Origin of the sequence: Centipeda flueggei ATCC 43531, from assembly GCF_000160695.1 — a bacterium.
Lineage (GTDB): Bacteria > Bacillota > Negativicutes > Selenomonadales > Selenomonadaceae > Centipeda > Centipeda flueggei.
This window is the reverse complement of the sequence record NZ_GG694008.1, coordinates 246,963-272,644: the sequence shown is the minus strand read 5'-3', so window position 1 is coordinate 272,644 and position 25,682 is coordinate 246,963. Positions and strand designations below refer to the sequence as shown.

At 57.0% G+C, this 25,682-nt stretch carries 23 protein-coding genes and 2 tRNA genes; 19 read left to right on the top strand and 6 right to left on the bottom strand.

The features are described from left to right. Window positions 1-16 precede the first annotated feature (16 nt). The 8 genes from HMPREF0908_RS08815 to HMPREF0908_RS08780 all read left to right on the top strand — a co-directional run bounded on the left by HMPREF0908_RS08815 (window position 17) and on the right by HMPREF0908_RS08780 (window position 7,619). Window positions 17-970 (top strand): glycosyltransferase family 2 protein, encoded by a 954-nt coding sequence (locus HMPREF0908_RS08815; RefSeq protein WP_006691147.1) that lies wholly within the window; start codon window positions 17-19, stop codon window positions 968-970. Then, complete coding sequence (locus tag HMPREF0908_RS08810) at window positions 963-2,414, top strand: ArnT family glycosyltransferase (RefSeq protein WP_006691146.1); 1,452 nt, start codon at window positions 963-965, stop codon at window positions 2,412-2,414. The genes HMPREF0908_RS08815 and HMPREF0908_RS08810 overlap by 8 nt, the downstream gene beginning before the upstream one ends. Before the next feature lie 80 nt (window positions 2,415-2,494). Continuing rightward, window positions 2,495-3,205: a hypothetical protein gene (locus HMPREF0908_RS08805; RefSeq protein ID WP_040572667.1), complete on the top strand. Its 711-nt coding sequence runs from the start codon at window positions 2,495-2,497 to the stop codon at window positions 3,203-3,205. Between the two features lie 126 nt (window positions 3,206-3,331). Further along, window positions 3,332-3,802 carry an OmpH/Skp family outer membrane protein gene (locus HMPREF0908_RS08800; RefSeq protein WP_006691144.1) on the top strand — a complete coding sequence of 157 codons (471 nt, stop codon included), beginning with the start codon at window positions 3,332-3,334 and terminating at the stop codon, window positions 3,800-3,802. Window positions 3,803-4,051: 249 nt separating this feature from the next. After that, window positions 4,052-5,092, top strand: coding sequence for a hypothetical protein (locus HMPREF0908_RS08795; RefSeq protein ID WP_006691143.1), 1,041 nt, complete (start codon window positions 4,052-4,054; stop codon window positions 5,090-5,092). 192 nt (window positions 5,093-5,284) lie between these two features. Further along, a complete protein-coding gene (locus HMPREF0908_RS08790) occupies window positions 5,285-5,716 on the top strand; it encodes an OmpH family outer membrane protein (protein ID WP_006691142.1) in 432 nt (143 codons plus the stop codon). Window positions 5,717-5,728: 12 nt separating this feature from the next. After that, window positions 5,729-6,751: a UDP-3-O-(3-hydroxymyristoyl)glucosamine N-acyltransferase gene (lpxD, locus tag HMPREF0908_RS08785; RefSeq protein ID WP_006691141.1), complete on the top strand. Its 1,023-nt coding sequence runs from the start codon at window positions 5,729-5,731 to the stop codon at window positions 6,749-6,751. Window position 6,752: 1 nt separating this feature from the next. Next, window positions 6,753-7,619 (top strand): lysophospholipid acyltransferase family protein, encoded by an 867-nt coding sequence (locus tag HMPREF0908_RS08780; RefSeq protein ID WP_040572666.1) that lies wholly within the window; start codon window positions 6,753-6,755, stop codon window positions 7,617-7,619. 58 nt (window positions 7,620-7,677) lie between these two features. On the opposite strand, the gene HMPREF0908_RS08775 is transcribed toward HMPREF0908_RS08780, so the two are convergent. Next, window positions 7,678-10,197 (bottom strand): cell division FtsA domain-containing protein, encoded by a 2,520-nt coding sequence (locus HMPREF0908_RS08775; protein WP_040572665.1) that lies wholly within the window; start codon window positions 10,195-10,197, stop codon window positions 7,678-7,680. Between the two features lie 559 nt (window positions 10,198-10,756). Between HMPREF0908_RS08775 and dhaL the strand changes: the two genes are divergently transcribed. From dhaL to HMPREF0908_RS08750, 5 genes are all read left to right on the top strand, one after another. Continuing rightward, window positions 10,757-11,380, top strand: a complete 624-nt coding sequence (gene dhaL, locus HMPREF0908_RS08770; RefSeq protein WP_050755869.1) for a dihydroxyacetone kinase subunit DhaL — start codon at window positions 10,757-10,759, stop codon at window positions 11,378-11,380. Between the two features lie 239 nt (window positions 11,381-11,619). After that, window positions 11,620-13,146: a glutamate--tRNA ligase gene (gene gltX / locus HMPREF0908_RS08765; RefSeq protein ID WP_006691136.1), complete on the top strand. Its 1,527-nt coding sequence runs from the start codon at window positions 11,620-11,622 to the stop codon at window positions 13,144-13,146. Window positions 13,147-13,203: 57 nt separating this feature from the next. Continuing rightward, window positions 13,204-13,278, top strand: a tRNA-Glu gene (locus HMPREF0908_RS08760). A 5-nt stretch (window positions 13,279-13,283) separates the two neighbouring features. Then, window positions 13,284-13,358: transfer RNA gene (locus HMPREF0908_RS08755), tRNA-Glu, on the top strand. 74 nt (window positions 13,359-13,432) lie between these two features. Further along, window positions 13,433-14,191 carry a sulfite exporter TauE/SafE family protein gene (locus tag HMPREF0908_RS08750; protein ID WP_006691135.1) on the top strand — a complete coding sequence of 253 codons (759 nt, stop codon included), beginning with the start codon at window positions 13,433-13,435 and terminating at the stop codon, window positions 14,189-14,191. Window positions 14,192-14,318: 127 nt separating this feature from the next. On the opposite strand, the gene HMPREF0908_RS08745 is transcribed toward HMPREF0908_RS08750, so the two are convergent. Beyond that, window positions 14,319-14,672 carry a type II toxin-antitoxin system HicB family antitoxin gene (locus HMPREF0908_RS08745; RefSeq protein WP_006691134.1) on the bottom strand — a complete coding sequence of 118 codons (354 nt, stop codon included), beginning with the start codon at window positions 14,670-14,672 and terminating at the stop codon, window positions 14,319-14,321. A 16-nt stretch (window positions 14,673-14,688) separates the two neighbouring features. After that, window positions 14,689-14,784 (bottom strand): type II toxin-antitoxin system HicA family toxin, encoded by a 96-nt coding sequence (locus tag HMPREF0908_RS11340; RefSeq protein ID WP_245522945.1) that lies wholly within the window; start codon window positions 14,782-14,784, stop codon window positions 14,689-14,691. A gap of 259 nt (window positions 14,785-15,043) precedes the next feature. Here HMPREF0908_RS11340 and HMPREF0908_RS08740 point away from each other — a divergent pair, with 259 nt between their 5' ends. Further along, window positions 15,044-15,463 carry a rhodanese-like domain-containing protein gene (locus HMPREF0908_RS08740; RefSeq protein ID WP_006691133.1) on the top strand — a complete coding sequence of 140 codons (420 nt, stop codon included), beginning with the start codon at window positions 15,044-15,046 and terminating at the stop codon, window positions 15,461-15,463. 227 nt (window positions 15,464-15,690) lie between these two features. Here HMPREF0908_RS08740 and HMPREF0908_RS08735 read toward each other — a convergent pair whose 3' ends face one another. Further along, window positions 15,691-16,608, bottom strand: coding sequence for a LysR family transcriptional regulator (locus HMPREF0908_RS08735; protein ID WP_006691132.1), 918 nt, complete (start codon window positions 16,606-16,608; stop codon window positions 15,691-15,693). A gap of 175 nt (window positions 16,609-16,783) precedes the next feature. Between HMPREF0908_RS08735 and HMPREF0908_RS08730 the strand changes: the two genes are divergently transcribed. From HMPREF0908_RS08730 to ttdB, 3 genes are read left to right on the top strand one after another with little or no spacing between them, the layout of a single operon-like run. Further along, window positions 16,784-18,184, top strand: a complete 1,401-nt coding sequence (locus tag HMPREF0908_RS08730) for an anion permease (protein ID WP_040572662.1) — start codon at window positions 16,784-16,786, stop codon at window positions 18,182-18,184. 35 nt (window positions 18,185-18,219) lie between these two features. After that, a complete protein-coding gene (ttdA, locus tag HMPREF0908_RS08725) occupies window positions 18,220-19,119 on the top strand; it encodes a L(+)-tartrate dehydratase subunit alpha (protein WP_006691130.1) in 900 nt (299 codons plus the stop codon). Next, window positions 19,119-19,730 (top strand): L(+)-tartrate dehydratase subunit beta, encoded by a 612-nt coding sequence (gene ttdB / locus HMPREF0908_RS08720; RefSeq protein WP_006691129.1) that lies wholly within the window; start codon window positions 19,119-19,121, stop codon window positions 19,728-19,730. The genes ttdA and ttdB overlap by 1 nt, the downstream gene beginning before the upstream one ends. A gap of 69 nt (window positions 19,731-19,799) precedes the next feature. Here the strand turns inward: ttdB and HMPREF0908_RS08715 are convergent, their stop codons facing one another. Then, window positions 19,800-20,918: a 5-methyltetrahydropteroyltriglutamate--homocysteine S-methyltransferase gene (locus tag HMPREF0908_RS08715; RefSeq protein WP_040572661.1), complete on the bottom strand. Its 1,119-nt coding sequence runs from the start codon at window positions 20,916-20,918 to the stop codon at window positions 19,800-19,802. A gap of 137 nt (window positions 20,919-21,055) precedes the next feature. Then, entirely contained in the window at window positions 21,056-23,218 is a 2,163-nt protein-coding gene (locus HMPREF0908_RS08710; RefSeq protein ID WP_040572698.1) for a PTS sugar transporter subunit IIABC, read from the bottom strand. A 375-nt stretch (window positions 23,219-23,593) separates the two neighbouring features. Here HMPREF0908_RS08710 and ilvB point away from each other — a divergent pair, with 375 nt between their 5' ends. Both ilvB and HMPREF0908_RS08700 read left to right on the top strand, forming a co-directional pair. After that, entirely contained in the window at window positions 23,594-25,207 is a 1,614-nt protein-coding gene (ilvB, locus tag HMPREF0908_RS08705; RefSeq protein ID WP_006691126.1) for a biosynthetic-type acetolactate synthase large subunit, read from the top strand. A 26-nt stretch (window positions 25,208-25,233) separates the two neighbouring features. Further along, complete coding sequence (locus tag HMPREF0908_RS08700; protein ID WP_006691125.1) at window positions 25,234-25,644, top strand: competence type IV pilus major pilin ComGC; 411 nt, start codon at window positions 25,234-25,236, stop codon at window positions 25,642-25,644. Window positions 25,645-25,682: the final 38 nt, after the last annotated feature.

The following is a 25,682-nucleotide window of genomic DNA, read 5'->3' as shown; positions in this document are numbered from 1 at the left end:
GACGTGAGAGGGCATCGTGAAACGGATTTCAATTGTCGTTCCGGTTTACAACGAGGAGGAGAATATTGCGCATTTTGCGCGTGCCGTGGCAGACGTGATGGAGCGCCTGCCCTATCACTACGAGCTGCTCTTTATTGATGACGGCTCATCTGACCGCAGCCGTGAGATTTTGCGCACATTGGGGGCGCAGGATGCATATATTGGCTCGATTTTTCTCGCACGCAACTATGGACATCAGCTCGCGCTGACCTGCGGCATAGATCATGCGGACGGAGATGCGGTCATCACGATGGACGGCGACATGCAGCATCCGCCCGAACTCCTGCCGCAGCTTATTGCGCGCTGGGAGGAGGGCTTTGAGATTGTCCAGACTGTGCGCCTGACGACGGAGGGGGTTTCCTTTTTTAAACGGGCGACGTCAAAGTATTATTATCGTCTTCTCAATCTGCTGACCGATGTGGAGATACAGGAAGGCGGCTCGGATTTCCGCCTGATGGACCGCAAGGCGGTGCTTGCCCTGCGCCGCTATCGGGAACATGCACGCTTTATCCGCGGCATGGTCGGTGCACTCGGCTTTCGACGGACGACCGTGGACTTTGTGGCACAGGCGCGCTATGCCGGGAGTTCTAAGTTCTCACTGCGTCGGATGATTTCATTCGCGCTTGACGGTATTTTTGCCTATTCCATAAAGCCTTTGCGAACGGCACTCTATGCGGGCATCGTATCGGCACTGCTTGCGGTCGTGCTCTTCCTCCACGTCCTCGTTGAGACCCTGCGTGGGGAGACGGTGCCAGGGTGGTCGACGATCGTTGTGTGCAGTCTGTTCTTCGGCGGAATGCAGATGATGATGCTCGGCGTATGCGGGGAGTATATTGCGCGTATCCTGCAGGAAGTGAAAAATCGGCCGCTCTACCTCGTTGCGTGTGAGAATCCTGCGCGGACGGCTGCGAAGGAGCAGTGCGATGACTGAGCGGATGCAGCTGGGGGCGGTGCTGCTTTTTTTCACTGCCCTTTTTTTCTGGGGAAATGCCGCGCTCCCTGTGACGGCACCCGTCGAGGTGAATTATGCACAGACGGCAAAGGAGATGCTGGCGGCAGGAAACTATTTTTCGCCGCAGATTTATGGAAACTACTGGTACGATAAACCGATCTTCTTCTACTGGGAGCTGATCGCTGCGTTCTCGTGCTTCGGTGTGACAGATTTTGCCGCAAGGTTTTTCCCTGCGCTCTTTGCGGCGGCCGGGCTGCTGCTCACCTACGCTCTTGCGCGGCGGATCTACGATGCACGGACAGCGTTCTGGTCGGTGGTCATCCTCGGCTCATGCGTCCTCTATGGGCTGCTTGCAAAGCTTATCCTCACGGATATGAGTCTCTTCGTATTTTTTGGTGCTACGTTAGGGACATTCTTTCTGGGGTACGGTGAGCAGCGAAAGAAATTTTTCTATCTGGCCTATGCATGTGCGGGGCTGAGCGTGCTGACGAAAGGCCCCGTCGGATTCCTTCTGCCGGGGCTCGTGATCCTCGTCTACCTTGCCGTACGGCGTGATCTGCGTGCGCTCGGACACATCGCCCTGCCGACGGGGCTTCTCATCTTTGCAGCGGTCTGCGCGCCGTGGTACATCTATATGTATTTGGTGCATGGCGCGGACTTTGTGAACACCTTCCTCGGGATTCACAATGTCCTGCGTGCGACGGTCTCGGAGCACGCACAGTGGAATGTCTGGTACTTCTATCTTGGTATCTACTTCCTCGGAATGTTCCCGTGGAGTTTTGCTCTGCCGCTCGCGTTTTTTCGCGCGTGGCGCGTTCGTCCCGTTCTCGATGCAGGAACGCAGTTTCTCCTCGTTTGGGCCATCGTTGTGCCCTTATTCTTTCAGCTCATGGCGACGAAGTACCCGACGTACAGCTTTCCTGCCTTTTTGCCGACGGCGATTTTGACAGCGCACCTTTTGCGCAAAAACACGCGTGCTCTGCGCATTGGGGCAGTCGTTGGCGGTGCCCTCTATCTCGTCGTGGTGCTCGCTGGCGTGCACTACGCGCCGCGCGACGGACATTTCAGCGGAAAACAGGCAGCGATGCTCCTCATGGAGACGATGCAGGAGGAGGATCTCCTCGTCTCCTGCGGCGACTATACGGCAACGGTGCCTTACTATACGGGGCATCCGATGTACGCACTTGCCGCACGCGAGGAGATCGCCGCGCGTGCGCCGAAAGCGATGAGCTGGAGCAGCAAGAACGTCATGCCGTTCCTCCCCATTGACGAACTGCCGCAGGATAAAACGGTCTATCTCGTGGTGGAGCGGCATGCTTTTGCTGCGTTCGAGGAGTCGATGCAGGACGGGCGGTGGGAACTGCTCGGCACGATGCCGTCGGAGGGGCGCGAAAAGCTGCGCGTCTATCGGCGCATGCCTTGAATATGAGCGAAAATTGGTGTATGATAGACTGTGTTGCTGTATCGCCGGAGGGCGGAATGTGGAGAAAGAGGGAGCTTATTATGCTGAAGGTCAAGAAGATCGGACTTATAGCGGCGGCAGTCGCCGCGTCGGCAGTGCTCGTCGCGGGATGCGGCGGCAGCCAGGCATCATTCGATGCACATCGTGCCGGAGATCACGGTACGCTGCAGAGCGGACGTGATATGCAGGATGTCATTACGGCATCGAATTTCGAATCGATTGCTCCGGGAGCAAGTGTCTCCGATGTTGCTGCACTCTACGGCAAGGAAGGAAAACTCGTGCATCAGAGCATCATTAACGGGATCTATACGTATACCTACCGTTGGCAGGATGGTCCCTATAAGGTCGTCGACTGCACCTTCACGGAGAACAACCGTCTGAACGACCCGTTCCGCGGCCTTTCCCTCACACGCAAGGAATTGCGTGCATCGGATGCCCTTGCCGAAGGCTCAGTCACAAGCCCCGTGACGAAAGAGGCTTGCCGTGCACTTAGCTACGGAATGAGCCTCGCGGATGCACAGGCTGTTTTTGGCGGTGCAGGAGAACAGCTCGGCTGCGATGTTATGCCGGGACAGGAGACGGTGACCTATGGGTGGCCGATTCGCGACGGCTATGTCGCACGTCTTACCTTCCAAGATGATGTCCTGGTCGATGTCAATCTCAATACCGGCATCACTCTGGTGGCGATGGCTCCCGCACTCTCAGAGGTACGATTGGATACGACGCTGCCGGGCTATCGCATCGTAAAGTGAGACAATTTGTGAGATAGGGGTACGGCATTTTATCTGCGCCTTATTGAACTATCTGACACTCTTTGCTATAATGAGGGCGTTCGATCGGAAGATTGGACGTTCTTGGGAGAAAAGGAGAATTTATTCATGATCAAACTTGAGCAGAAGCAGGTTAAGATTATCAGCATTCTCATCGCCGTTGTCTTTGTCGGTTCCGTGGTTGCACTTGCACTAACCCAGAGCGGGTCGGGGATCGCCTCGGCGGCATCCTCCGCTGTCGGTGTGGTGGACTATCGCCAGGTCGGCAGTCAACATCCGCAGCTCGCCGCTGCCAATGCTGAGATGCAGAAGGCATCGCAGGAGGCACAGGCCGATTTCGAGACAAAGTCTGCATCGATGAACGATCAGGAGAAGTCGGACTATTATCAGCAGACGATGCAGCGTCTTCAGCAGAAGAATGAGGAACTGATGGAGCCGATCGAGAACAGCATCCAGGATGCCGTCAAGAAGGTCGCTGAGAAGAAGGGCCTTTCGGTCGTCATTGAGAAGGGCGCTGTCGTTTACGGCGGACAGGATGTTACGCAGGATGTCATTAAGGAGCTGGGCAACAGCAAGTAAGCCGTCATGCGCGGATGGAGATGCGCAAATGTACCGGGCAGAGCACTGCTCGGTACATTTTATATGGAATCGCTGATATAATGAAGTCCGTCAGCGGGGGCAGATTTTTGCCTTGTCAAGGAGACAAACAGGCGCACAGTGAACGATGCGGAGAATTTGTCGGCCATGACAGGGCGAAAAAGATGCGCTAAGAGACGCACGCGGCATGTATCCGTGCTTCCTTAGCACTTCCATCACGGAGGGAGATGCATGGAACTCTGGAAAACGCGTCGTCGGGAAATCATGGCGGGAGCCGTATGTCTGCTGCTGCTGATCGCAGTGTTTCTTTTCCTGCATCGAGGGGAGCAGCGCAGAGAGGCATCGGATATTGCCGTCATGCGCATCGCAGAAGTTCTTGCGGCACATCCTTCCTATGCGCGGCTGATGGAGCTGCGTGCCGAGGAGCAGAGCCTTGCCCTGGAGGTACAGAACATCCCGGACGTGTTTGCAATAACGCCGCCGGAGGCGGATGATGCACCGTTTCAGGACTCGGTCTGGCAGAAGAATGCGCAGACCGTGATCGGGGCGCGCGTCGCCCTCGATCGTGAGCGCAAGCGTTTGACCGAGGCCTACCGCAAAGAGTCCGAGTCGGACTATGAGCGGCGAAAAAAGGTGATTGATGACGAGTATCAGAATGCTATTTTGAACATCAACCTGAAACTTGACAATCAGCGCTCGATGCATGGTCCGCGGGTTTCTGAGGAGGAGTTGGCGCAGGAGCGAACCCGTCTTGAAGAGCAGCGTGAGACACTGCGGCAGGAGCGGCAGGAGCGGCAGGACGCACTGTACCGCACATGGCAGGAGGAGATCCGCGCCCGCGTTGCGGCACGGATCGAGCCGCAGCAGGCGATATGGACGGCACAGACGAAGGCCGCCATCGAGGCACAGAAGGCGGAGGCAGAGCGGCAGAAAACGGAAGCAGAGGAGCGCAATGCCGCCGCGATGGAGCGTGCTGAAAGCGCACGGAATGCACAGTCTGCTGCTGCCCAGCGTGCCATGCGCCTTGCACAGGTACGTCGTGATGCAGATGCACTCGAAGCGGCAATTTGGCGGGATATACGCAGCCGTGCGGCAAAGATTGCCCTGATGCATCACTTTTCTCTCATCCTCACCTCGCCGCAGGCGGATGATGCCGCACATATCGTGCCGGCACAGCCGTTTGTCCTGCACCGGTACATGCCGCCGATCACCGCGGCGGCAGCGACGGATGTGACAGCAGATATGGTGCGGGAAATGCAGAGGATAGAGTGAGGGAATCACTGATAACATGATCAGATTGACGCATGCTTTTCGTCCGAATGAGGTGAAAAGCCGGACGCAGAGTGGTGCTCCGCAGAGACTTTTCTGCCGAAGGCGGACAAGACAGATGCGTCAAGAGATGCGTGCTGAATTGATCCGTGAGGCCTTAGAGCAGACCATACGGGAATGAAAGGATATTGACCGATGAAATATTTCAGTAAAGCAGCCGCCGTTGTTCTACTTGCGGGGAGCACAGCACTGGCGGGCTGCGGGCAGGTTCACGTTGGAACGATAGATCGTGCACGTGTGCAGGAGGAGGCACCGCAGCTGAAAAGTGTGGTCGATGAGGCAAATACGAAACTCATGGAAGCGCAGCAGGAAGCGCAGAACAAATTTGCCGCAAACCCGCAGATGACCGCGGAGGAGTCCCAGCAGGTTCAGATGGACACGCAGCGCAAGATGGCGGGGCTTCAGCAGATGTACAGTATTCAGCTTGAACAGAAGCTGAACGTCGCCCTGCAGGATGTTGCGAAGGAAAAGAAATTGGATGCCGTGATGGACAGCTCCAAAAAGTACCCGAGTGTACTCTCGGGCGGCGTGGACGTCACAGATGAAGTGATCAATAAACTCCAGTAAAAGGAGCCAGGCATGGAAAAGACAGTCAATGAGATTGCGCAGCTTGTCGGCGGGACGGTCGGCGGCGACGGCAGCTGTATCGTTTACAGGCTTGCTGCACTCGACGAGGCAGGGGCAGGAGATCTTGCCTTTGCCGTTCCGCCGCACATCGATGAGGCACGCAGTGCGTCGGCGGCGGCACTCCTGCTGCCAACGGGGACAGAGGGCTTTTCTTGTCCGCATATTTTCGTCGATGATCCAAAGGCGGCATTTGCATGTCTTCTCACGATCTTTACGCCTGCGATTGAACACGCTGTCGGTGTCAGCGATGAGGCATACATCGGTGCGGATGTGCGGATTGGGACAGGAGTGACGGTGCTCCCCTTTGCCTACGTTGACGATCATGCAGTGCTCGGTGATGGGGTGACGATCTATCCGCATGCCTATGTGGGACAGTACAGCGAGATCGGCGATCATACCGTGCTTTATCCGAATGCCGTCGTGCGCGAACACTGCCGTATTGGTGCGCGCTGTACGATCCACAGCAGTGCCGTGATCGGCGCGGACGGATTCGGTTTTACGACCGAGGCGGGGGTACATACGAAGGTACCGCAGGTTGGCGGCGTTGTCGTGGAGGACGACGTGGAGATCGGCGCACATGTCGGCATCGACCGTGCAACACTCGGGTCGACAGTGATCGGAAAAGGGACGAAAATCGACAACCTTGTCCACATTGGACACAACTGCCGCATCGGGGCAAACTGCCTTATCGTCGCCCAGACCGGCATCTCCGGTTCGACAAAGGTTGGGCATAATGTTACCTTCGGCGGGCAGGTTGGGACAGTTGGACATATCTCGATCGGGGCAAACTCTGTCTATGCTGCACGCTCGGGCATCATCGGCGATATGCCTGAGGGAGTATTCTGCGCAGGCTTTCCTGTACAGCCGCATACCGAGTGGCTGCGTGTGCAGGCCGCCGTGCGTCGGCTGCCTGAGATGGTGAAGAAACTCAAGGCACTCGAAAAGGAAATCGAATGCCTGCATGGGAAGAGCTGAAATGCTGTCCTACTATGCGGTAAAACTCCTCAGCCGCATCGTCTGTCTCCTGCCGCACGGTGTCGCCATGAGGATCGGCGCAGGTTTGGCGTGGCTCCTTTGGCCCCTTGTCCCCGCGCGGCGCAAGCGGCTTGCGTGTGCGCAGGCCGCGCGCTGTCTTCATGTCTCAGCACAGGAGGCCGCGCGCATCGCGCGGGAGAGCACCCTGCGTTTCGGTCCCATGCTGATGGAGGTCCTGCGCTTTCCCGTCATGCGCCCGCACATGGGTGACTTTGTGACAATCACAGGGGCAGCGGATGAGGTGCGCACCGCCATCGCTGAGGGGAAAGGTGCGATCTTTGCTACCTCACACAGCGGCAACTGGGAACTCATGGGCGGGGCATTCGCCTGCGCGGGGTTCCCGCTTGTTGGCGTGGCAAAGCGGCAGAGTGCGGCAGGGATGGATCGTTTCATCAATGAGTATCGTGCACTCGTCGGGATGCACATCACCTATCGCTCAGGTGTGCGTGAGATGTTCCGCATGATCGACATGGGGTGGATCATCGGACTGCTCAGCGATCAGGATCCGTTTTTGCGCGACGGCGTGATCATTGAGTTCTTTGGACAGCAGACGAATGCGTTTACGGGCGCAGCGGCCATCGCACGCCGCTGTGATGTACCCATCTTTCCCGTGTTTATCCACCGTGAAGCGGATGGGCATCATACCCTTACCATAGAGCCTCCCATCTATGTTGAAAAGACGGATGACCGCCATGCCGATGTTCTGCGTGTGACACAGACGGTGAATCAGCGCATTGAGGCGTGGATCCGCAGGTATCCTGAGGAGTGGTTCTGGCTGCATGATCGCTGGAAATCCATGAGACAATGATAAAATAAAAGAAGGCATTGATACGAGAAAAATTCGCATCAATGCCCTTTTTATCGATTCAATCGTAGCGCATCAGAGATTCGATGGAGACGGTACCGTCCGTTTTCACAGCAGAAGCGGATGGCGGGACTGCCGTATTCTGAGGCTCCCCCGACGGACTGGCAGGGAGTGCTTCTCCGCCGTCTCCCCGTGCGCTGCGCGCCGCGATGCCGGATAGGATTGTACTTGCCGCAGGAGCGGAGTGATCCTCAGAGGGGGAGGAGACTTTTGTGTCCGCGGCTGCGTTCGGCGCACCGATCGGCGTAAGGGCGACCTCCAATGTATCACCGGAACGTATGGGACTGGTGAAATCTGCGCGTTTCCCATTGACGAGAATGCTGAAGGTGACGCGGCTGGTCGCCGGCGGAGGGGTAAAATTAACGGCAAGCAGCGCCTCGCTGACATTGGCCGTTCCCGTCCCCTTTTGGTAGATGATAACAGCGCCGTCCTCGACGATGGTATCAGGCGATGCCTCCTTCCCGTTGACCGTGAGCACCTGCCCTGTGGCAGGGATATTGTGCTCCTTTCCCTCGTAGGTAATGGTCGCATAGGATGCCGCAGCGGAAAGCTCGAGTACCGCTTCCAGTGTCGGAACGGCAGTGTCCTCATACGAAATGACATCACCTTCGCGGAGAACGGTGGAGAGTGCGGCCGGGGCGTCGTTTAAAGTGATTTTCGGCAGGGAAGAAAAGCGGCGCGCCTCACCGTTCAGAGTGTAGGAAATGCGGCGTCCCGTCGGCGGGAGATGCGATGCGCGCAGAACCTCGCCGAGAGTCCGTTCACGGCGCGAGACGATGGTATCGCCGTCGCGCAGGATAGGATCGCCTTCGGGGACGGCATCGTTGACAAGAATGCTGGCGGCAACCGGCGTTTCCTCTCCGTTGAGGACGACATGGTAGCCGCTCATGCTGCCGATCACATCGCTGAGACGTACTGTCGGCTGGGTTCCGTTCTCCCCTGCGACGAGTTTGATGCGGCAGTCATCGTGAATGGGGGAATCAAGACTTGCACTTTTGCCGTCAATCGTAATCTGGGCGAGTGTCCCCATCGTCCCGGGGAAGCTTCGCCGCTCGCCGTTCACCGTCAGCATCAGCCCCATGCCGGGGCGCCCATTGTACTTGCGCAGGCTGATGCCCGCCGCGAGGAGAGCATCGGAGACATTGAGCTCACGGAAGTTGAAGAGGCTGTACTCGATGTCGTTGATCCATACGGCGAGGAAATGCAGGGTATTGATTGAGGCGATCTTCAGGATGCCGAGCGGGGTAACTGCATCCGGTGCACGCAGTTCATCCGGAAGTTCTGCCACGCCGTCCACCGCCTCCGGCTGGCGAACGGCAACGCGGCCGGCAGGAATGCCAAGTGCCTCTGCGACGAGCTCCGTGATCATCGGGGTACGTGCACCGCCGCCGACGAGCATCACTGCCTGCGGCGGTTCACCGTTGAGTTCAAGAATTTGCTTGGCAATGGCATTTGCCAAGTTCGCGACGCCCGGTTTTATCGCAGCAAGCACCTGCTCGGCAGTGAGTGAGAGCTTCATACCGAGGATGTCGGTAAAGGAGACATCCTGCCCGTCCGCTGATTTTCGTTTGATCTCCTCGGCAATGTTGAAGTCGAGGAGATACTCCCGCGAAATGGCCTCGGTGATCTCATCTCCCGCCATTGGCACCATACCGTAGGCAATGACCGAGCCGCCGCGCGTAATGGCGACGTCCGATGTGCCCGCGCCGATATCCACGAGAACGAGGTTCAGATGGCGCATTGTCGGTGGGATAAGGACATTGATGCCCGCAATCGGCTCCAGTGTGAGCGCGCGCATCTCGAGGTGCGTCTCGCGCAGGGCGGACTGCATGGAGTCGACCACCTGCCGTGGGAGAAACGTGGCAATGACGGTTGCCGCTGCCTTGCGTCCGCGCTGACCGACGAGAGTCTTTAGCTCGTTTCCGTCGAGGGTATAGCGTATTGTACTGTACCCGACACAGTAATAGCGTGTCGGGTCGTCAACCGTGTGGGAGTGAGCGAGTTTCTTCTGCGCTTCCTGTACGCCGGCAAAATCCAGATCACGCTGCTGTGCGGGAGTAATGATCCCCGCAACGTCCTGCTCGGCATCTGCCGTCATCGTATAGAGCGCGCGTCCGGCAGCAGCTACGGCGGCACTGTTCAAAGGACCTGTGCGCTCCATGAGACGATGTTTGACCTCGCGGATGATGGCAGCGACCTGCGGAACATCGTGGATTTGGCCGTCGAGCATGGCGCGTGTCCGATGCTCCAAACGTTCGGTCGCAAGAATGTGGAGCACGCCGCCGCGCTGCTCAGCGACTATGCCGATGACACTGCGTGTTCCGATATCAAGGGCAAAAACGAGTTCCTTGGGCCGTTCACGGCGCACTGCTGATGTCGTGCGTGCCTCCTTTTTCGGACGCCCGCGTTTTTTCGCTGCTGTGTCAGATGTCTCCTGTATGCGCTTTTTGGGACGTCCGCGCCGCTTTGCGGGAGCGGATTCCACGGCGATATCTTCGTTCGTTGTATCCAGATCCGACATTTCGATCTCCCTTGTCCAACAGATAGTTTTATCTATAGTTGTATTCGTGTTATTTTGGAAAATTCCTGCCATTTTTCGGGGGTGATGTATACAACAAAAAGGTCAGAACCAAGCTGCCGTACGGCAGTTTCGCTCTGACCGGAAGAGAGGGGTCTGAAATGCCGTATGACTTATATGTCTATACCTGCGTCAAGCAGGTGGGTACCCTAAGTCCGGCTGCTGCGTTCACCGAAGTGTATCGCGTTGACCGGAATCAAGTCGGATTCCCTAAAAAATCTGTAGGTTAGACATGGATAAGGCATACGCACATCTAAGGCGCACCTTCTTGTTCATTATGATAGCATAAAAAAAAATACGCCGCAAGACTTGACAAACAGATGAATATCAATTTAATGAATACATTGTAATCTGCCTTTTCCAAAGACAATGCCGAAATCTGTCTGTCCCTCTTTTCCTGTACGTGATACCGTGTTATAATATTGATGAGAATATGGGAATTTATTGAAGAAAGTGTGGATTTGTTCGGTGGATTTTAAACCAGGGAAAGATGGTGCAGACAATGGCAAACATACGTGATGCAGTGGATGCGGTCATCGCTGCGGTCATGGCGCAGAAAGACTATCTCACGGCGGTGGACGCAAAGACTGGGGACGGCGATCACGGACTCAACATGGCACGCGGTTTTGCGGCGGCGGAGGAGCGCCTTGCCGAACTGCCGCCGGATGCGCCGCTTGCAGAGGTGCTTCACCATATTGGGCGCGCGTTCATCGAGAATGTCGGCGGTGCGGCAGGACCTCTCTATGGGATTGCGTTTGTGCGCGCAGGAGAGGCTGTCAGCGGGAAGACGCGGCTCGACGTGGCGAGTTTCGAGAAGCTCTTTACTGCCGGCATCGATGCAATCCAGCGGCGCGGGAAAGCCGTGCGCGGAGATAAGACCATGCTCGATACGCTGATCCCAATCCGTGACGCTTTTCTTCCTGAGAATGCTGAGGGGAAGAGCCTGCGCGAGTGCATTGAGGACGCGCTCGAGGCAGGGCGCACGGGGGCAGAGTACACAAAGACGATTGCCGCGCGGCGCGGGCGTGCCGCACTCATCGGCGCACGCAGCATCGGCATCGAGGATCCGGGCGCGATGAGCTCTCTTATCATGTTCCGCGCGCTCTGCGGCTATCTGCGGGGGTAGACGAAATAGTGAGGGGGCTCCTTTCACCGCTTCGCAGTTCCCTTTCCCACAGCGGTCAGTGCCTGCCGATTACACATTGCTGACGCGTGTGTTCTTGGGACATTTTCCCATCGGACCTGCTGCCCGACGGCCTAAGCCCTGCGGCATGCTTTTCGGATCGACCGGTCATACGGGGGAGGCTGTGGACTTTCTCTGAAGCCGCTTTCCCTACATCCAGGGGCTGCCCCTTCAGAGGAGCGATGGGGGCAGCTGCCCTTTATTTTTTGGAGGGAAAACATTTGACACAGACGGAAATTCGTACGCGTTTCGCACCCAGCCCGACGGGCTATATGCACATCGGGAATCTGCGCACAGCACTTTACGCCTATTTGTTTGCGCGCGCGAATAACGGAACGTTTATTCTGCGCATTGAGGACACCGACCGCAATCGTTATGTGGCGGATGCGGTGGACTTTATCCGCCGCACGCTCGACGCGGCAGGCATCATTCCCGACGAAGGACCAGACGAGATCGGCGGGGACTATGGTCCATACGTGCAGAGTGAGCGCATGCCAATCTACAAGCAGTATGCAGAGCAGCTTGTCGCGAGCGGGCATGCCTATCGCTGCTTCTGTCAGCAGACGGAGGAGGCGGAGCCGGCAGAGGACGGCAAGTCCTACGGCGGCTATCCCCGTACCTGCCGCGATCTCACGCCTGAGGAGGTGCAGGCGCATCTCGACCACGGCGACCCGTACGTCATTCGGCAGAAGATGCCGCTCGTGGGGGAGACGACGTTTTACGATGTTCTGCACGGGAGTGTGACGATCCCAAACACAGAGCTTGAAGATCAGGTGCTTCTCAAGCGCGACGGCATGCCGACGTATAACTTCGCCAATGTCATCGACGATCATCTGATGCGGGTGTCGCATATCATCCGTGGGACGGAGTTCATCACCTCCACGCCGAAGCACGTCCTTCTCTATGAGGCATTCGGCTGGGAGCCGCCCGTGTTCGTGCATCTTGCCCCCGTCATGGGACGGGACGATGCAACGGGAAAGACAAGCAAACTCTCCAAGCGGCATGGGGCGACGAGCTTTGATGACCTTGTGAAGATGGGCTATCCTGCCGCTGCGATTGTGAACTATGTCGCCCTTCTCGGATGGAGCCCGAAGACAACGAATCAGGAAGTCTTTTCCATGGACGAACTGATTGAGGCATTCTCCCTTGAAGGTCTGTCGAAGTCTCCCGCTGTGTTCGACTATGACAAGCTCGGCTGGATGAGCGGCGAGTACTTCAAGGCAATGACGGATGCGGCATTCGCCGAGGCGGCGCGCGCGTATGCGGGGGAACTCCCGGCACCCCTCGAAGAACAGTGGAATGCGATTGCACATCTCCTGCGTACACGTATTACACGGCTCAGTGATGTGCGCGCGGAGATCGCGTTCTTCGTGACACTGCCGCCTTTTGATGCGTCTCTTTACGAGAACAAGCGCAACAAGGTCACACCTGCGGCAGCGGCGGAACTCCTGCCGGAACTGATCATCATCCTCGATGCCCTTGCCGCAGAGCGCTGGGAAAATGACCTGCTCTATGCACTTCTCGAAGCGTGTATTGAGCGCGAGGGCTGGAAAAAGGGCGCCGTCATGTGGATCCTGCGCATCGCTGCAGCCGGGCAGAAGGTTACACCGGGGGGTGCGACCGAGATTCTCGCCATCCTCGGCAAAGAGGAGAGCCTGCGCCGTCTGCGCGAGGCAGAGCGGCATCTGGCTGCGGTCACAGCACACTGAAAAATTTGCTTGCTTTTTCTCATACCCTATGATATAGTATCACCTGTTCACATATGTGGCGCCTTCGTCAAGTGGTTAAGACACCGCCCTCTCACGGCGGGTTCATGGGTTCGAATCCCATAGGCGTCACCAAATTCGGCGCCTTCGTCAAGTGGTTAAGACACCGCCCTCTCACGGCGGGTTCATGGGTTCGAATCCCATAGGCGTCACCATCGGAATGGATAGGAGCTGATTGCGGCTCCTTTTTTGTTTTCTGCCATGATGTACAGATTGCGGAGGCCGGAGAATGCTCTTCTTATCGATGCTTCTTATGGGCGGTATTATTGGCTTTGTCGGGGCGGGCGGCAGCGGCGTGATCATCACACTCCTCGTGGTTGGCTTTGGGGTGCCGATCCATCAGGCCCTTGCCGTTGCACTTGGCTCGATGGCGTTCACGACGCTCTCAGGAGCGGTCAGTCACTACCGGGAGCACGAGGTCATTCCTCTGACCGGTGCTGTGCTCGGCGCGGGCGGACTTCTCGGAGCACTTCTCGGTGCGGTGATCTCAAATCACATGGAGGCACCGAACCTCAGCCTGTTTACGGGGGTGATGCTTCTATCGAGTGCGGTTCTCCTCTATCTGCGCATCTATCGTGCCGTGTGGCTCTCGGCGCACATCCATGTGCGGGAGGAACTCTTGACGGGGCGGCGGCTCTGCCTCTGCGGACTGCCGGTTGGCTTTCTCTGCGGCGTGCTCTCGGGCGCGTTCGGTATCGGCGCTGCAGCGTACATACAGATCGCCCTCATGGTTGTGTTCGGAGTGCCGCTTCTGCAGGCGATCGGGACGACGATGATGATCATCGTGCCGATCTCCGTCAGCGGCGGCATCGGCTATCTCCTTTACGGGCAGCTGGAGCCGTGGCTTTTCATCCAGACGCTCGTCGCGCTCTCGCTCGGCTCGTATGTTGGGGCAAAGCTGACGCATCTCGCACCTCTGCCTGTTTTGCGCTTTTGGATTGTTGCCCTGCCGACCATCGGCGGTACGATTATGATTCTGTTTCACTGACAGTGTCTGTCCGGCGGTTAGAAGAATAAAGAAACTGCTAAAAATGCCGTACTGCGAAGCGTTAGTGCTCCGCAGTACGGCATTCTTTATCTGCTGATGCCGCATTCTCTGCGAATGGCGTTTTGCATCAATTGGGAAAAGTTGATATGTGCTCACGTGCTATGCTGTCCAGCCAACGTGGAAGTGTCACACTTCGACGAATGGTCTTTTGATCGTGGCGCTTGCGATAGCCGAGAGTATCTTCCTTAATCATCGCCGGAACAGCTCCCCGCGGCACTAGAATTTTCTCCTGAGTTGACGGCGGAGGAATCGCCGCGTTTTCTTCTTCACGATTCCACAGCATCAAGTTCAGCACATCTTCGGCATTCTCGAACGCCTCCTGCATCGTTTCACCGTCTGTAAACGTATCTTCCAGGTCCGGGAATGTAACGATGACGCCGTCATCTTCTGTTTTGAAGAGTGCAGGGTATATATACTGCATAGGATACACCTCCAAATTATTTGAGCCCGGCGCATTTGAGAATATTTTGCAGGGTGCCGTTTGGAACTTCTTCTTTGCTGTGCCGACCGACGGGAAATTGTTTTCCCGTTATGGGGCTGCGGGATATGTCGCGGCGACCACCGTTTCGGACGCAGGTGCAGCCTTCTTCTTTAGAAGTTTTAGCAGTTCCGCCGTTGTCATATCCTCACCTCATAAGAGTATGATATATGTATTTGTATATATTTTACAGTTAGTTTGTTATCGCAGAGCCGCTGCATCATTCTGGTGCGGCGGTTTTTTCGTATACCGTTGCAAAAAATCTGGATAACTGTTACAATGAAAGAACAAATCTATTTTGAAGGAGTGATACGATGAGAATATGGATGGTATTGATGTTCGTCGTTATGCTGATGTTGTCTGTCTCCGGCTGCGGCGGAGCACAGTCGTCAGCGGCATCGGAGGGAAAGGAAGAGGCGATGGCAGCATTTCAGCGCGTCGCATCCGATGAGGCGCAGCGGATGATGGCGGAGAATACGAACTATATTATTTTGGACGTGCGGACCGCGGGGGAATATGCAGGCGGACATATTCCGCATGCCATCAATGTGCCGAACGAATCCATCACTACGGTGCCGCCAAAGGAGCTGCCCGACAAGGATCAGATGATCTTTGTCTACTGCCGCAGCGGTGCACGCAGTCAGCAGGCGGCGCAGAAGCTTGCGAATATGGGTTATACGCATATTGTGGAGATGGGCGGGATCAATAACTGGCATGGGGATGTCGTGAAGTAAGGGAAGCACTGATAAATTCAGCCACGCTGTCTTGACGCATCTTTTTTCCCGCATCTCAGTGGGAAATTCCCCACATAGACTTTGCCGCGTGTCCGGTTTTTCACCATGATCGGACGAAAAAATCACGCCGGGTCTGAAGGCTTCTCTTGTTGGTGATGGATTCCTGGAAAATTAAAGCAGGCTGCTGTATGAAGATCTTTTAGCTTCGTACAGCAGTTTTTTTATCCTCACTTTGCACAAAACGCCTGCAGTTCCTTTCGAAAAATATCAACGGCGCGGGGGAGGTAGCGGTTCTTTGCACGGGCAAGGATGATTGTGCGGTGCGGGTCGCCCTCGATGGCAGCGTAGCAGGGCGGATTGGCGGGCGGTGCAGCGACAATGAGTGTTTCGGGGAGAATCGCGGCACCGAGTCCTGCGCCCGCAAGCGCATGTGCCGTGTTCATGCTGCGCGTCTCAAGCGTAACCTGCGGGAGGAAGCCTGCCGCCTTACAGAACATGAAGAGCGTATCATGGAGTTTCTGCTCGCGGTGCATCAGGAGGAACGGTGTGTCGCGAAGTGCGGCAAGCGGGACGATTGGCGGTGCTGTACGGTCACCGGGCAACAGTCCGAGAGCCGTGCTTATGGGATGCACGGGAGGCAGTGCGAGCAGAAGCCGCTCCTTGAAGAGCACATCGTAGTCGAAACGATGCTCGCTTACGGGCAGCAGCGAAATGATGCAGTCCGTCTCCCCCGCCTCGGCAAGCTCCTCGAGTCGGTAGGTCGTGTCCTCGCGAAGATGCAGCATGATCTTTGGATATTTTGCACGAAAGGCGGGCAACATGGGCGCGAGAAGATGTGTACTGCGAAACTGCGTCAGCCCAACCGTCACATTACCTGCTGCGCCGCGCATGCAGTCGTCCACCTGCTGATGGAACGCTTCGTCGAGTGCGATGATGCTGCGCGCTGTTTCAAGATACAGCCTGCCGACGGCGGTTGGTGTGAGGCATGTGCCGCCGCGGTCGAAAAGCGGTGCCCCGATCTTCTTTTCCTGGGCGGCAAGCATCTGTGAGAGCGATGGCTGTGAGACGTAGAGTTTTTTCGCTGCACTTGAGAGTGTGCCCTCCTCGGCAATTTTTAAGATATAGCGGAACTGTCGGAACTCCATGATGCACCTCGATATAAGATTTTTCTTATCAATAAAATAGGATTTTACGTATTCGACTTATAGGAAAGAATAACGTATAATCAAATATAAGTAAAGAGTCTGTGCAGATGCTCTCGGAGGAATGGGCGAACAACCGTCCACTGTGTATTATATATCATTAAGGGAGGGAACTCTTTTGAGTAAGGGAGTACGATGCTTTCTGACGGCAGGACTGATTGCCGTCCTCTGGTTCATGCCGATACCCGATGGGCTGACTCCTGCGGCATGGCATCTGTTTGCGATCTTCGCGGGTACGATTCTGGGGTTCATTTTGCAGCCGTTCCCGCTCGGGACGGTCGCGCTCGCAGCAATCACATTTGCAGCACTGACGAATACGATCAAGCCGGCAGAGGCGCTGGCGGGCTTCAGCAATACGGTGATCTGGCTGATCGTGTCGGCGTTTTTGTTCGCGCAGGGCTTTATCAAGACGGGGCTGGGGCGACGGATTGCATATTATCTCATTTTGAAATTCGGGTCGAGCAGCCTGAAACTTGCCTATACCCTCGTTCTGAGTGATTTTATTATCGCGCCTGCAACGCCGTCGAACACGGCACGTTCGGGCGGGATTCTCTTTCCCATTGTGCGCAGCCTCGCTTCGGTCTTCGGCTCGGAGCCGGGGGCGACGGCACGCAAGATTGGTGCATTCCTGCTGGTCGTGTCGTTTCAGGTGGATGCACCGATCGCCGCCGCCTTTTTGACGGCGTGCGCCCCGAATCCTCTGATGGCGGAGCTGGCACGAGACACGGCAGGGCTTGAGATCTCGTGGGGGCTCTGGGCGATGGCTGGCATCGTGCCCGTCCTGCTCTCGATGGTTGTTCTGCCCTATGTGCTCTACAAGCTCTATCCGCCCGAGATTCAGAGGACGCCCGAGGCACAGTCACTTGCGCGCGAAAAACTCACGGAGATGGGCGCAATGACGCGGGATGAGAAAATCATCTGCGGCATCTTTGTCGGTGCGCTCCTCCTCTGGAGCACGTCGGGCTACACGGGCGTGAACGCGACCATTGCCGCCCTCCTCGGTGTGACGGCGATGCTTCTCACGGGCGTCCTCACCTGGGAGGATGTGCTGCGGGAAAAGGGCGCGTGGGACGGTATGATGTGGATGGGCGGCATTGTGAGCCTCGCAGGTGCACTGAACAAGATCGGATTCATCCCGTGGTTCGCTGCAAGCGTTACGGGGGCGATGACGGGTGTCTCATGGGGGCTGACCCTCGGCATCCTCTTCCTTGTCTATCTCTACAGTCACTATGGCTTTGCGAGCTTGTCGGGGCATGCGACGGCGATGTACGCGGCATTTCTCGCCGTTGCCGTCGCGGCGGGCGCACCTCCCTATCTTGCGGCACTTGGGCTCGCCTTCCTCTCGAACCTCATGGCGGGGCTGACACACTACTCTACGGGTTCGGCACCCATCTACTTCGGTGCGGGCTATGTGACACAGGGGCAGTGGTGGAAGCTGGGCTTCGTCTGCTCTGTCATTAACATCATTATATGGATCGGCATCGGCTCCGTCTGGTGGAAGATCCTCGGAATTTGGTAACTGTGTATTGATATTAGGATAAAGGAGAGATTTCTATGACGAAAGTGGAAGCCTCTGCGCGCATGACGGATGTGCTCGCAAAGTTCGTGGCGTACACGGGCAAGCGTCTGCCGGACGATGTGCGTGCAAAGATTGCGGAACTTGCCGCCGAGGAGGATGCACCACTGGCGAAGTCCATCTATGAGACGATGGAGAAGAATCAGGACCTTGCGGTAAAGCTGAACCGTCCGAGCTGTCAGGATACGGGTGCGGCGCAGTTCTTTCTCAAATGCGGGTCGAACTTCCCGTACATGGCTGAGATGGAGGAGATCCTGCACGCGGCTGTCGTACAGGCGACGGCGGACGCGCCTCTCAGACACAACGCCGTGGAGACGTTTGACGAGTTTAACACGGGCAAGAACGTCGGCAAAGAGATTCCGTCGATTTTTTGGGAGATCGTGCCTGACCGTGACGATATCGAGATCCATACCTATATGGCGGGCGGCGGCTGCACGCTGCCGGGCAAGGCAATGGTGCTGATGCCGGGCGAGGGCTACGAGGGCGTGACACGTTTTGTGCTCGATGTTATGACGAGCTATGGGCTGAATGCCTGCCCGCCGCTGCTCGTTGGCGTTGGTGTCGGCACGTCGGTCGAGGTTGCGGCGCTCCACTCAAAGAAGGCACTCATGCGCCCCATTGGGTCACACAATCCAAATCCGCGTGCCGCTAAGATGGAGCAGCTGCTCGAGGACGGCATCAACGCCATCGGGCTTGGTCCGCAGGGACTCATGGGCAAACACTCCGTGCTCGGCGTGAATATCGAGAACAGCGCGCGCCATCCGTCCGTAATCGGCGTCGCCGTAAACGTCGGCTGCTGGTCGCATCGGCGCGGACACATCATCTTTGACAAGAATCTTGACTATAAGATTCTCTCGCATGCGGAGGTGGATTTCTGATGGAGAAGAAAGTTCTGACGACCCCGATTCAGCCCGAAGATCTCGCGGACATCAACGTTGGTGATGTGATCTACCTCACCGGGTATCTCACAACCTGCCGTGACGTGGCGCATCGCCGCGTCATCGAGGAGGGGAGGAAGCTTCCCGTCGATGTGAAGAACGGTGCCATTCTCCATGCAGGCCCCATCATCCGTAAACGCGGTGAGGGAAAATATGAGATGGTCACGGTCGGACCAACAACCAGTATGCGCATGGAGAAATTCGAGGAGGCGTTTATTGCTGAGACGGGGGTACGGCTCATCATCGGCAAGGGCGGCATGAAGGACGGCACAATGCGTGGCTGTCGTGACCATAAGGCGCTCCACTGCGTCTTTCCGGCTGGCTGCGCCGTCGTCGCCGCAACCTGTGTCGAGGAGATCGTGGACGCGAACTGGCTCGACCTTGGGATGCCCGAAACGCTCTGGACATGCAAGGTGAAGGAGTTTGGTCCGCTCATCGTCTCCATCGACAGCCACGGGCGCAATCTATTTGAGGAAAACAAGGTGATCTTCAACGAACGTAAGGAAAAGGCGTGCGAAGAAATTTGTAAGCAAGTTGGGTTTATCAAATAAACATGCAAAGAAAACGGCGGCACATCGGTACGAATGACTGATGTGCCGCCGCTGCTGTATCACACGTGCTCACTTCCAGACGGATTCCGCGATCTCCTTAATAAAGCGCAGTTTGTTCCACTGCTCCTCCTCCGTCAGGAGGTTTCCCTCTTCGGTCGAGGAGAAGCCGCACTGCGGGCTGAGGCAGAGCTGATCGAGCGGGACGTGCTTCGCCGCCTCGTGGATGCGGGCGACAATATCCTCCTCCTTTTCGAGCGCGCCCGATTTTGAGGTGACCAGTCCGAGGACGACGCGCTGATCCTTGATATAGTCGAGGGGGGCAAACCCGCCTGCACGGTCGGAATCATATTCGAGGAAGAAGCCGTCGACATGGCAGCCGCCGAAGAGAATCTCCGCGACGGGCTCATAGCCGCCCGAGGAGAACCATGTTGAGCGGAAATTCCCGCGGCAGATGTGCATGGTAATCGTCATGTCCGCAGGCTTTGCCTCCAATGCACGGTTGATCATCGCGACGTAGGCACGCTCGATGCGGTCGAGGTCGAAGCCGCGTGCCTTGTATGCGGCACGTTTCTCGGGATCGCAGAACTCGCCCCAGGACGTATCGTCGAGCTGCAGATAGCGGCAGCCTGCCTCATAGAATGCACGGATGGCCTTCTGATAGGCGAGTGCGATGTCCTCAAAGAGCGCATCCTCGTTCTCGTAGCGCGGAATCGGCGCGTAGTCCGTCGCACGCACGCAGCAGATGAGGTGCAGCATGCTGGGCGAGGGGATGGTCATCTTTGCGACGGCATCCCCTGCGAGACCGTTCAAAAATCGGAAGTGGTCGAGGAACGGATGCGCTCCGAAGTCCACCTTGTCCACAATTTTTACCGTCGCCGCCTTTGGCTGTGCGCCCTTGAACGCGACCGACCAATGCGATGCACCGACCTCTTCGACGCCGCCCAGTGTTGCAAGAAAGTCCAGATGCCAGTAACGGCGGCGGAACTCGCCGTCCGTGACCGCGCGCAGCCCAACCTCCTTCTCCTTTGCGACGAGGTCACGGATTGCCGCATCCTCCGCTGCACGCAGTTCCTCTGCGCCTGCATTTCCTGCGGCGTATGCCTCACGCGTCTTCATGAGTGCGGCGGGGCGCAGAAAGCTCCCCACAATGTCATAGCGAAATGGTGCTTTTGTTTTTGTATGGTTCATTGTCATTTCCCCCTGATGTACGATGTACGATTGAAACAATGTTATTATACCACAGACATTCATATCTATGTGAGTAACAAATGATACAGAAAAAGCAGTCTGCTCATCGACAAACTGCTTTTTCTATGACACGGGGGTCAGATTCTGGCAACGGGATCAAGGGCCTTGACCTCGCCCGTGGCAGTCATTTCGACGCTTGTTCCCTCGGGCAGTCCTGTGAAGATCACAAGGCAGGCGTCCGATGTCGCGTTGGCGCGGATGTAGTCGATGTCGAACTCCATCAGCTTGTCGCCTTTCTTTACCTGCTGTCCTGCCTTGACAAAGACGTTGAAGCCCTTGCCGCCGAGTGCGACGGTGTCGACGCCGATGTGGAGCAGATACTCCGTGCCGTCCGCGCTCTTCATGCCGATGGCGTGCTTCGTGTCAAAGACAAAGACCACCTCGCCGTCGGCGGGTGCAAGCACCTCTCCTTTGCTCGGGTAGATGAAGAATCCATCACCCATCATCTTGCTCGCAAACGCCTCGTCGGGTGCCTCCGTGATCGGATGCACCGTGCCCGTGACGGGGCTGCAAAGGGTGTGATGCTCACCTGCGGGGGCCGCTGCCGCTGTTTCTGCAGCGGCGGGATGTTCCTCGACGGGAGCTGCGGCAGGGGCATCGTCCTCCGGCTCGACCTCGGGTGCTGTCTCGAGATAGGTCTCAAGGTTCGATTTGATGACGGCGACCTGCGGGCCGTAGATGACCTGCACGCCCGTGCCCTTCACAATCACGCCGACCGCGCCCGTCGCCTTGAGCAGTTTTTCATTTACAAGAGAGGAATCTGCGACCGAGCACCGCAGGCGTGTCGCACAGCAGTCCACGGACGTGATGTTGCGCTTGCTGCCGAGTCCCTTGGCAATCGCCGCGCTCTTGGCATCAAAACCTGCATCACCGTCAGCAGAGCTGCCGGCTCTCTCGCGCGCCTTGTAGTCCGCCTTGGTATAGAGTTTCGTTTCCTCGTCATCGTCCTCGCGCCCCGGCGTCTTGAAGCCAAAGTGCTGGATCATCCAGCGGAAGATGAAGTAGTAGAGGAAGAAGTAGACAATGCCGACGGGAATGACGTACATCCAGCTCGTCTTTGCCTCGCCCTGAAGGATACCGAAGATGAAGAAGTCGAGAAGTCCGCCCGAAAAGGTGAGACCCACGGCGATGTTCAGCATGTGTGCAATCATGTATGCTGCACCCGCGAGTACGACCTGCACGGCGAAGAGGGCAGGAGCGACGAAGAGGAACGAGAACTCGATCGGCTCCGTGATGCCCGTGAGCATACAGGTGAGTGCCGCCGAGAGGAGCAGTCCGCCTGCGACCTTTTTCTTTTCGGGGCGTGCGCAGTGGTACATTGCGAGAGCCGCACCCGGCAGACCAAAGATCATAAAGATGAACTCACCGGAGAAGTAACGTGTGGCGTCTGCACTGAAATGTGCGACATCTGGCGAGGCGAGCTGTGCGAAGAAGATGTTCTGACCGCCCTGGATGAGCTGTCCGTCGATCATCATTGAGCCGCCGACGCCCGTCTGCCAAAACGGCAGATAGAAGACATGGTGCAGTCCGAAGGGGATGAGTGCGCGCTTGATGATGCCGAAGATCAGCGTGCCGATGTAGCCCGTGCCCGTGACAAGGCCGCCGAGGGCGAAGATGCCCTGCTGTGCAAGCGGCCAGACAAAGTACATGGCGATCCCGACGAAGAGAAAGACGATCGTCGAGATGATGGGGATGAAGCGCGAACCGCCGAAGAAGGAGAGCGCATTCGGCAGAATGATTTTATGATACCTGTTGTGCAGCAGGGCCACGCCGATACCGACGATGATGCCGCCGAAGACGCCCATCTGGAATGACATGATGCCGCAGGAGGGGGCGATCGTGCCGTCGAGGACACCCGGTGCGACCGTGCCGTCGGCGAGGATCTGCCCGCCGATTTTCAGCATGGCGTTGCAGGACGTATGCATGACGAAGAAGGCAATCATCGCCGAGAGTGCGGCTACCTCTCTTTCCTCCTTTGTCATGCCGATGGCGACGCCGACCGCGAAGATGATCGGCAGATTGCCGAAGATCGTGCTGCCTGCGCTCGACATGATCGAGAGCAGCATATGCAGCGGTGTTCCTGTGCCGAGCACTCCACTGAGACCGTATGTCGCAATGGTCGTCGGGTTCGTGAACGACGCGCCGATGCCGAGCAGAATGCCCGCGATCGGCAGAATCGCGACCGGCAGCATAAAGCTGCGCCCGACGCGCTGAAGCACACTAAAGATTTCATCTTTCATAACGAACTCCTTTCCCTCCAATTCTGTCCACGTATGCCTCCTCTTTGGGCAATACCAAGTCCAAAGGGACGGCGTGTGCGAGCTGCCGTGATGGCTGCCTGCGATGAGAACAGAACCGATGAAATGATACATGACAATTATACTGTAGCAGAGAAAGAACTGCAAAGGGAAAATTTGATTTTTGTCAGCAGCGAACAGTGCCGGCGGCAGTTTGCTCTGTGGCGAAGTTATGCTATACTATAGATGATCATGCACCTTTCGGAGATGTCGCTCGAAAAAATTCATGAGATCGGGAGGGCGCACCACTTGCTCTGCAAATACCGTGTATGTTATAATATGTGTGACTAATCTGTCAACAAAGGGGTGTCGGATGAAATGAGAGGCGCGGAGGCGGTTCTTGCGTGTCTGCGTGAGCAGGACGTAGATACGGTATTCGGATATCCCGGCGGCATGATTCTGCCGCTTTACGATGCGCTCTATGGGCAGACGGAAATTCGTCAGATCCTCGTGACGCATGAGCAGAATGCCGCGCATGCCGCCGACGGCTACGCGCGTGCAACGGGACGTGTCGGCGTCTGCATTGCGACCTCGGGGCCGGGTGCGACGAATCTCGTAACAGGCATTGCAACGGCGTATATGGACTCGATCCCGATGGTGGCGATCACGGGGCAGGTCGATTTGGAAATGCTCGGCCGTGATGCGTTCCAGGAGACAGACATCCTCGATGTGACGATGCCCGTGACGAAGCACAACTACAAGATCAAGAACGCCGCCGATCTCGTGCCGACGATCCGTGAGGCGTTTGCACTCGCACGCAGCGGGCGGCCGGGTCCCGTGCTCATCGATGTACCGCGCAATCTTTTTTTCGAGGAGGTTGCCTATGCGGAGCAGAAACGGGAGGAGCGCCGGCCCGGGAAGCCCGACGCAGACTTCGCGATCTGTGCAGCGGAGGCGGCGGCGGAGATTGTGAATGCCGAGCGTCCGCTCGTGATTGTGGGCGGCGGCGTGATCTCGGCAGGCGCATCTGCGCAGACCATTGCATTCATTGAGAAATATAAACTCCCGGTCGTTCATACCTTGATGGGCATGGGAGGCATTCCGAGTACACATCCGCAGATGCTCGGATTTATCGGGATGCACGGAGCCAAGACGGCGAACTATGCCGTCGGTGCGGCCGATCTCGTGATTGCGCTTGGCAGCCGGTTCGCTGACCGTCAGACGGGAAATCTGAGCAAGTTTACGGCGAATCGCAAGTTCATCCATATCGACATCGATCCTGCTGAAATTGATAAGATTGTCGGCAGCAGCATCGGGCTGGCGGGCGATATGTGCGTCATACTGAACCTTCTCATGCGGCAGGCGCCCAAGAGCGATTATGCCGCATGGTGGCAGCAGCTCCATACGTGGCAGGAGGAGTTCGCGTACGATTACCACAGCGACGCGCTCTCCGTGCCGTGGGCACTGAATCAGGTGGCGCGCATGACGGCGGGGAAGGCCTGCGCCTACGCAACGGATGTGGGACAGCATCAGATGTGGGCGGCACTTCACCTGCGCGTGGAGACACCGCGGACGTGGCTGACCTCGGGCGGTCTCGGAACCATGGGCTATGGCCTGCCGGCAGCGATGGGCGCACAGATCGCGTGGGGCGATCAGCGCCGCGTGATTCACATTACCGGTGACGGCAGCATTAAGATGACGGGAAATGAGTTCTATACGATTGCACGTTTGGGGCTCCCCGTGATCTCGATCATCGCGAACAACCACGCACTGGGGATGATTCGCCAGCTGCAGAAGGGGCTCTACAAGGAGCATTACATCGCCTGCGAGCTGGATCATGAGATGGATTATGTGAAGTATGCGGAAAGCTTCGGCATCAAGGCAGTGCGTGTGTCAACGCAGGAGGAATTTGCGGCGGCACTGCAGAAGGCGCTCGATGATCGGATGCACCCGCGTGTGATTGTAATGGATGTGTGCCGCAGTTTCGTGTAGCCCATGGCGAAGGGACGGTGTGTGCGATGGAATTGTCGATCACAAATGGACGGCGGACGCGCAGCGAGCGTGGCTTTTCCCTGCTCTCGACCCTCCTTGCCGTGATGATCCTGGCGGTGATCCTTGCGATTGCTGTGCCGCGTTTTTCTTCGGCACTTGCAACGGCAAACACGGTGAAAGTGCAGGCGGATCTCACGGCGCTCGATACGGCAATTGTGCTCTATCAGACGGCAAAAGGGAAGAATCCTGAGGGCATTGATGATCTGAAGGACTATGTGACGGATCTGAAGCATCTGAAGCCGCCTGCGGGGACCGTTCATGCGGGGGCGCAGGAACTCTCCATGGAGAACGTCTCCTATCAGGTGGAGAAGAAGGATGGTGTCTGGCGTGCGACTTGCGCAGGCCGCACGGCGGAGGAGTACCATACGCGAAATTAGGACATCGTGGGATTGCCATGATTCCTTGGAGGAGGTTG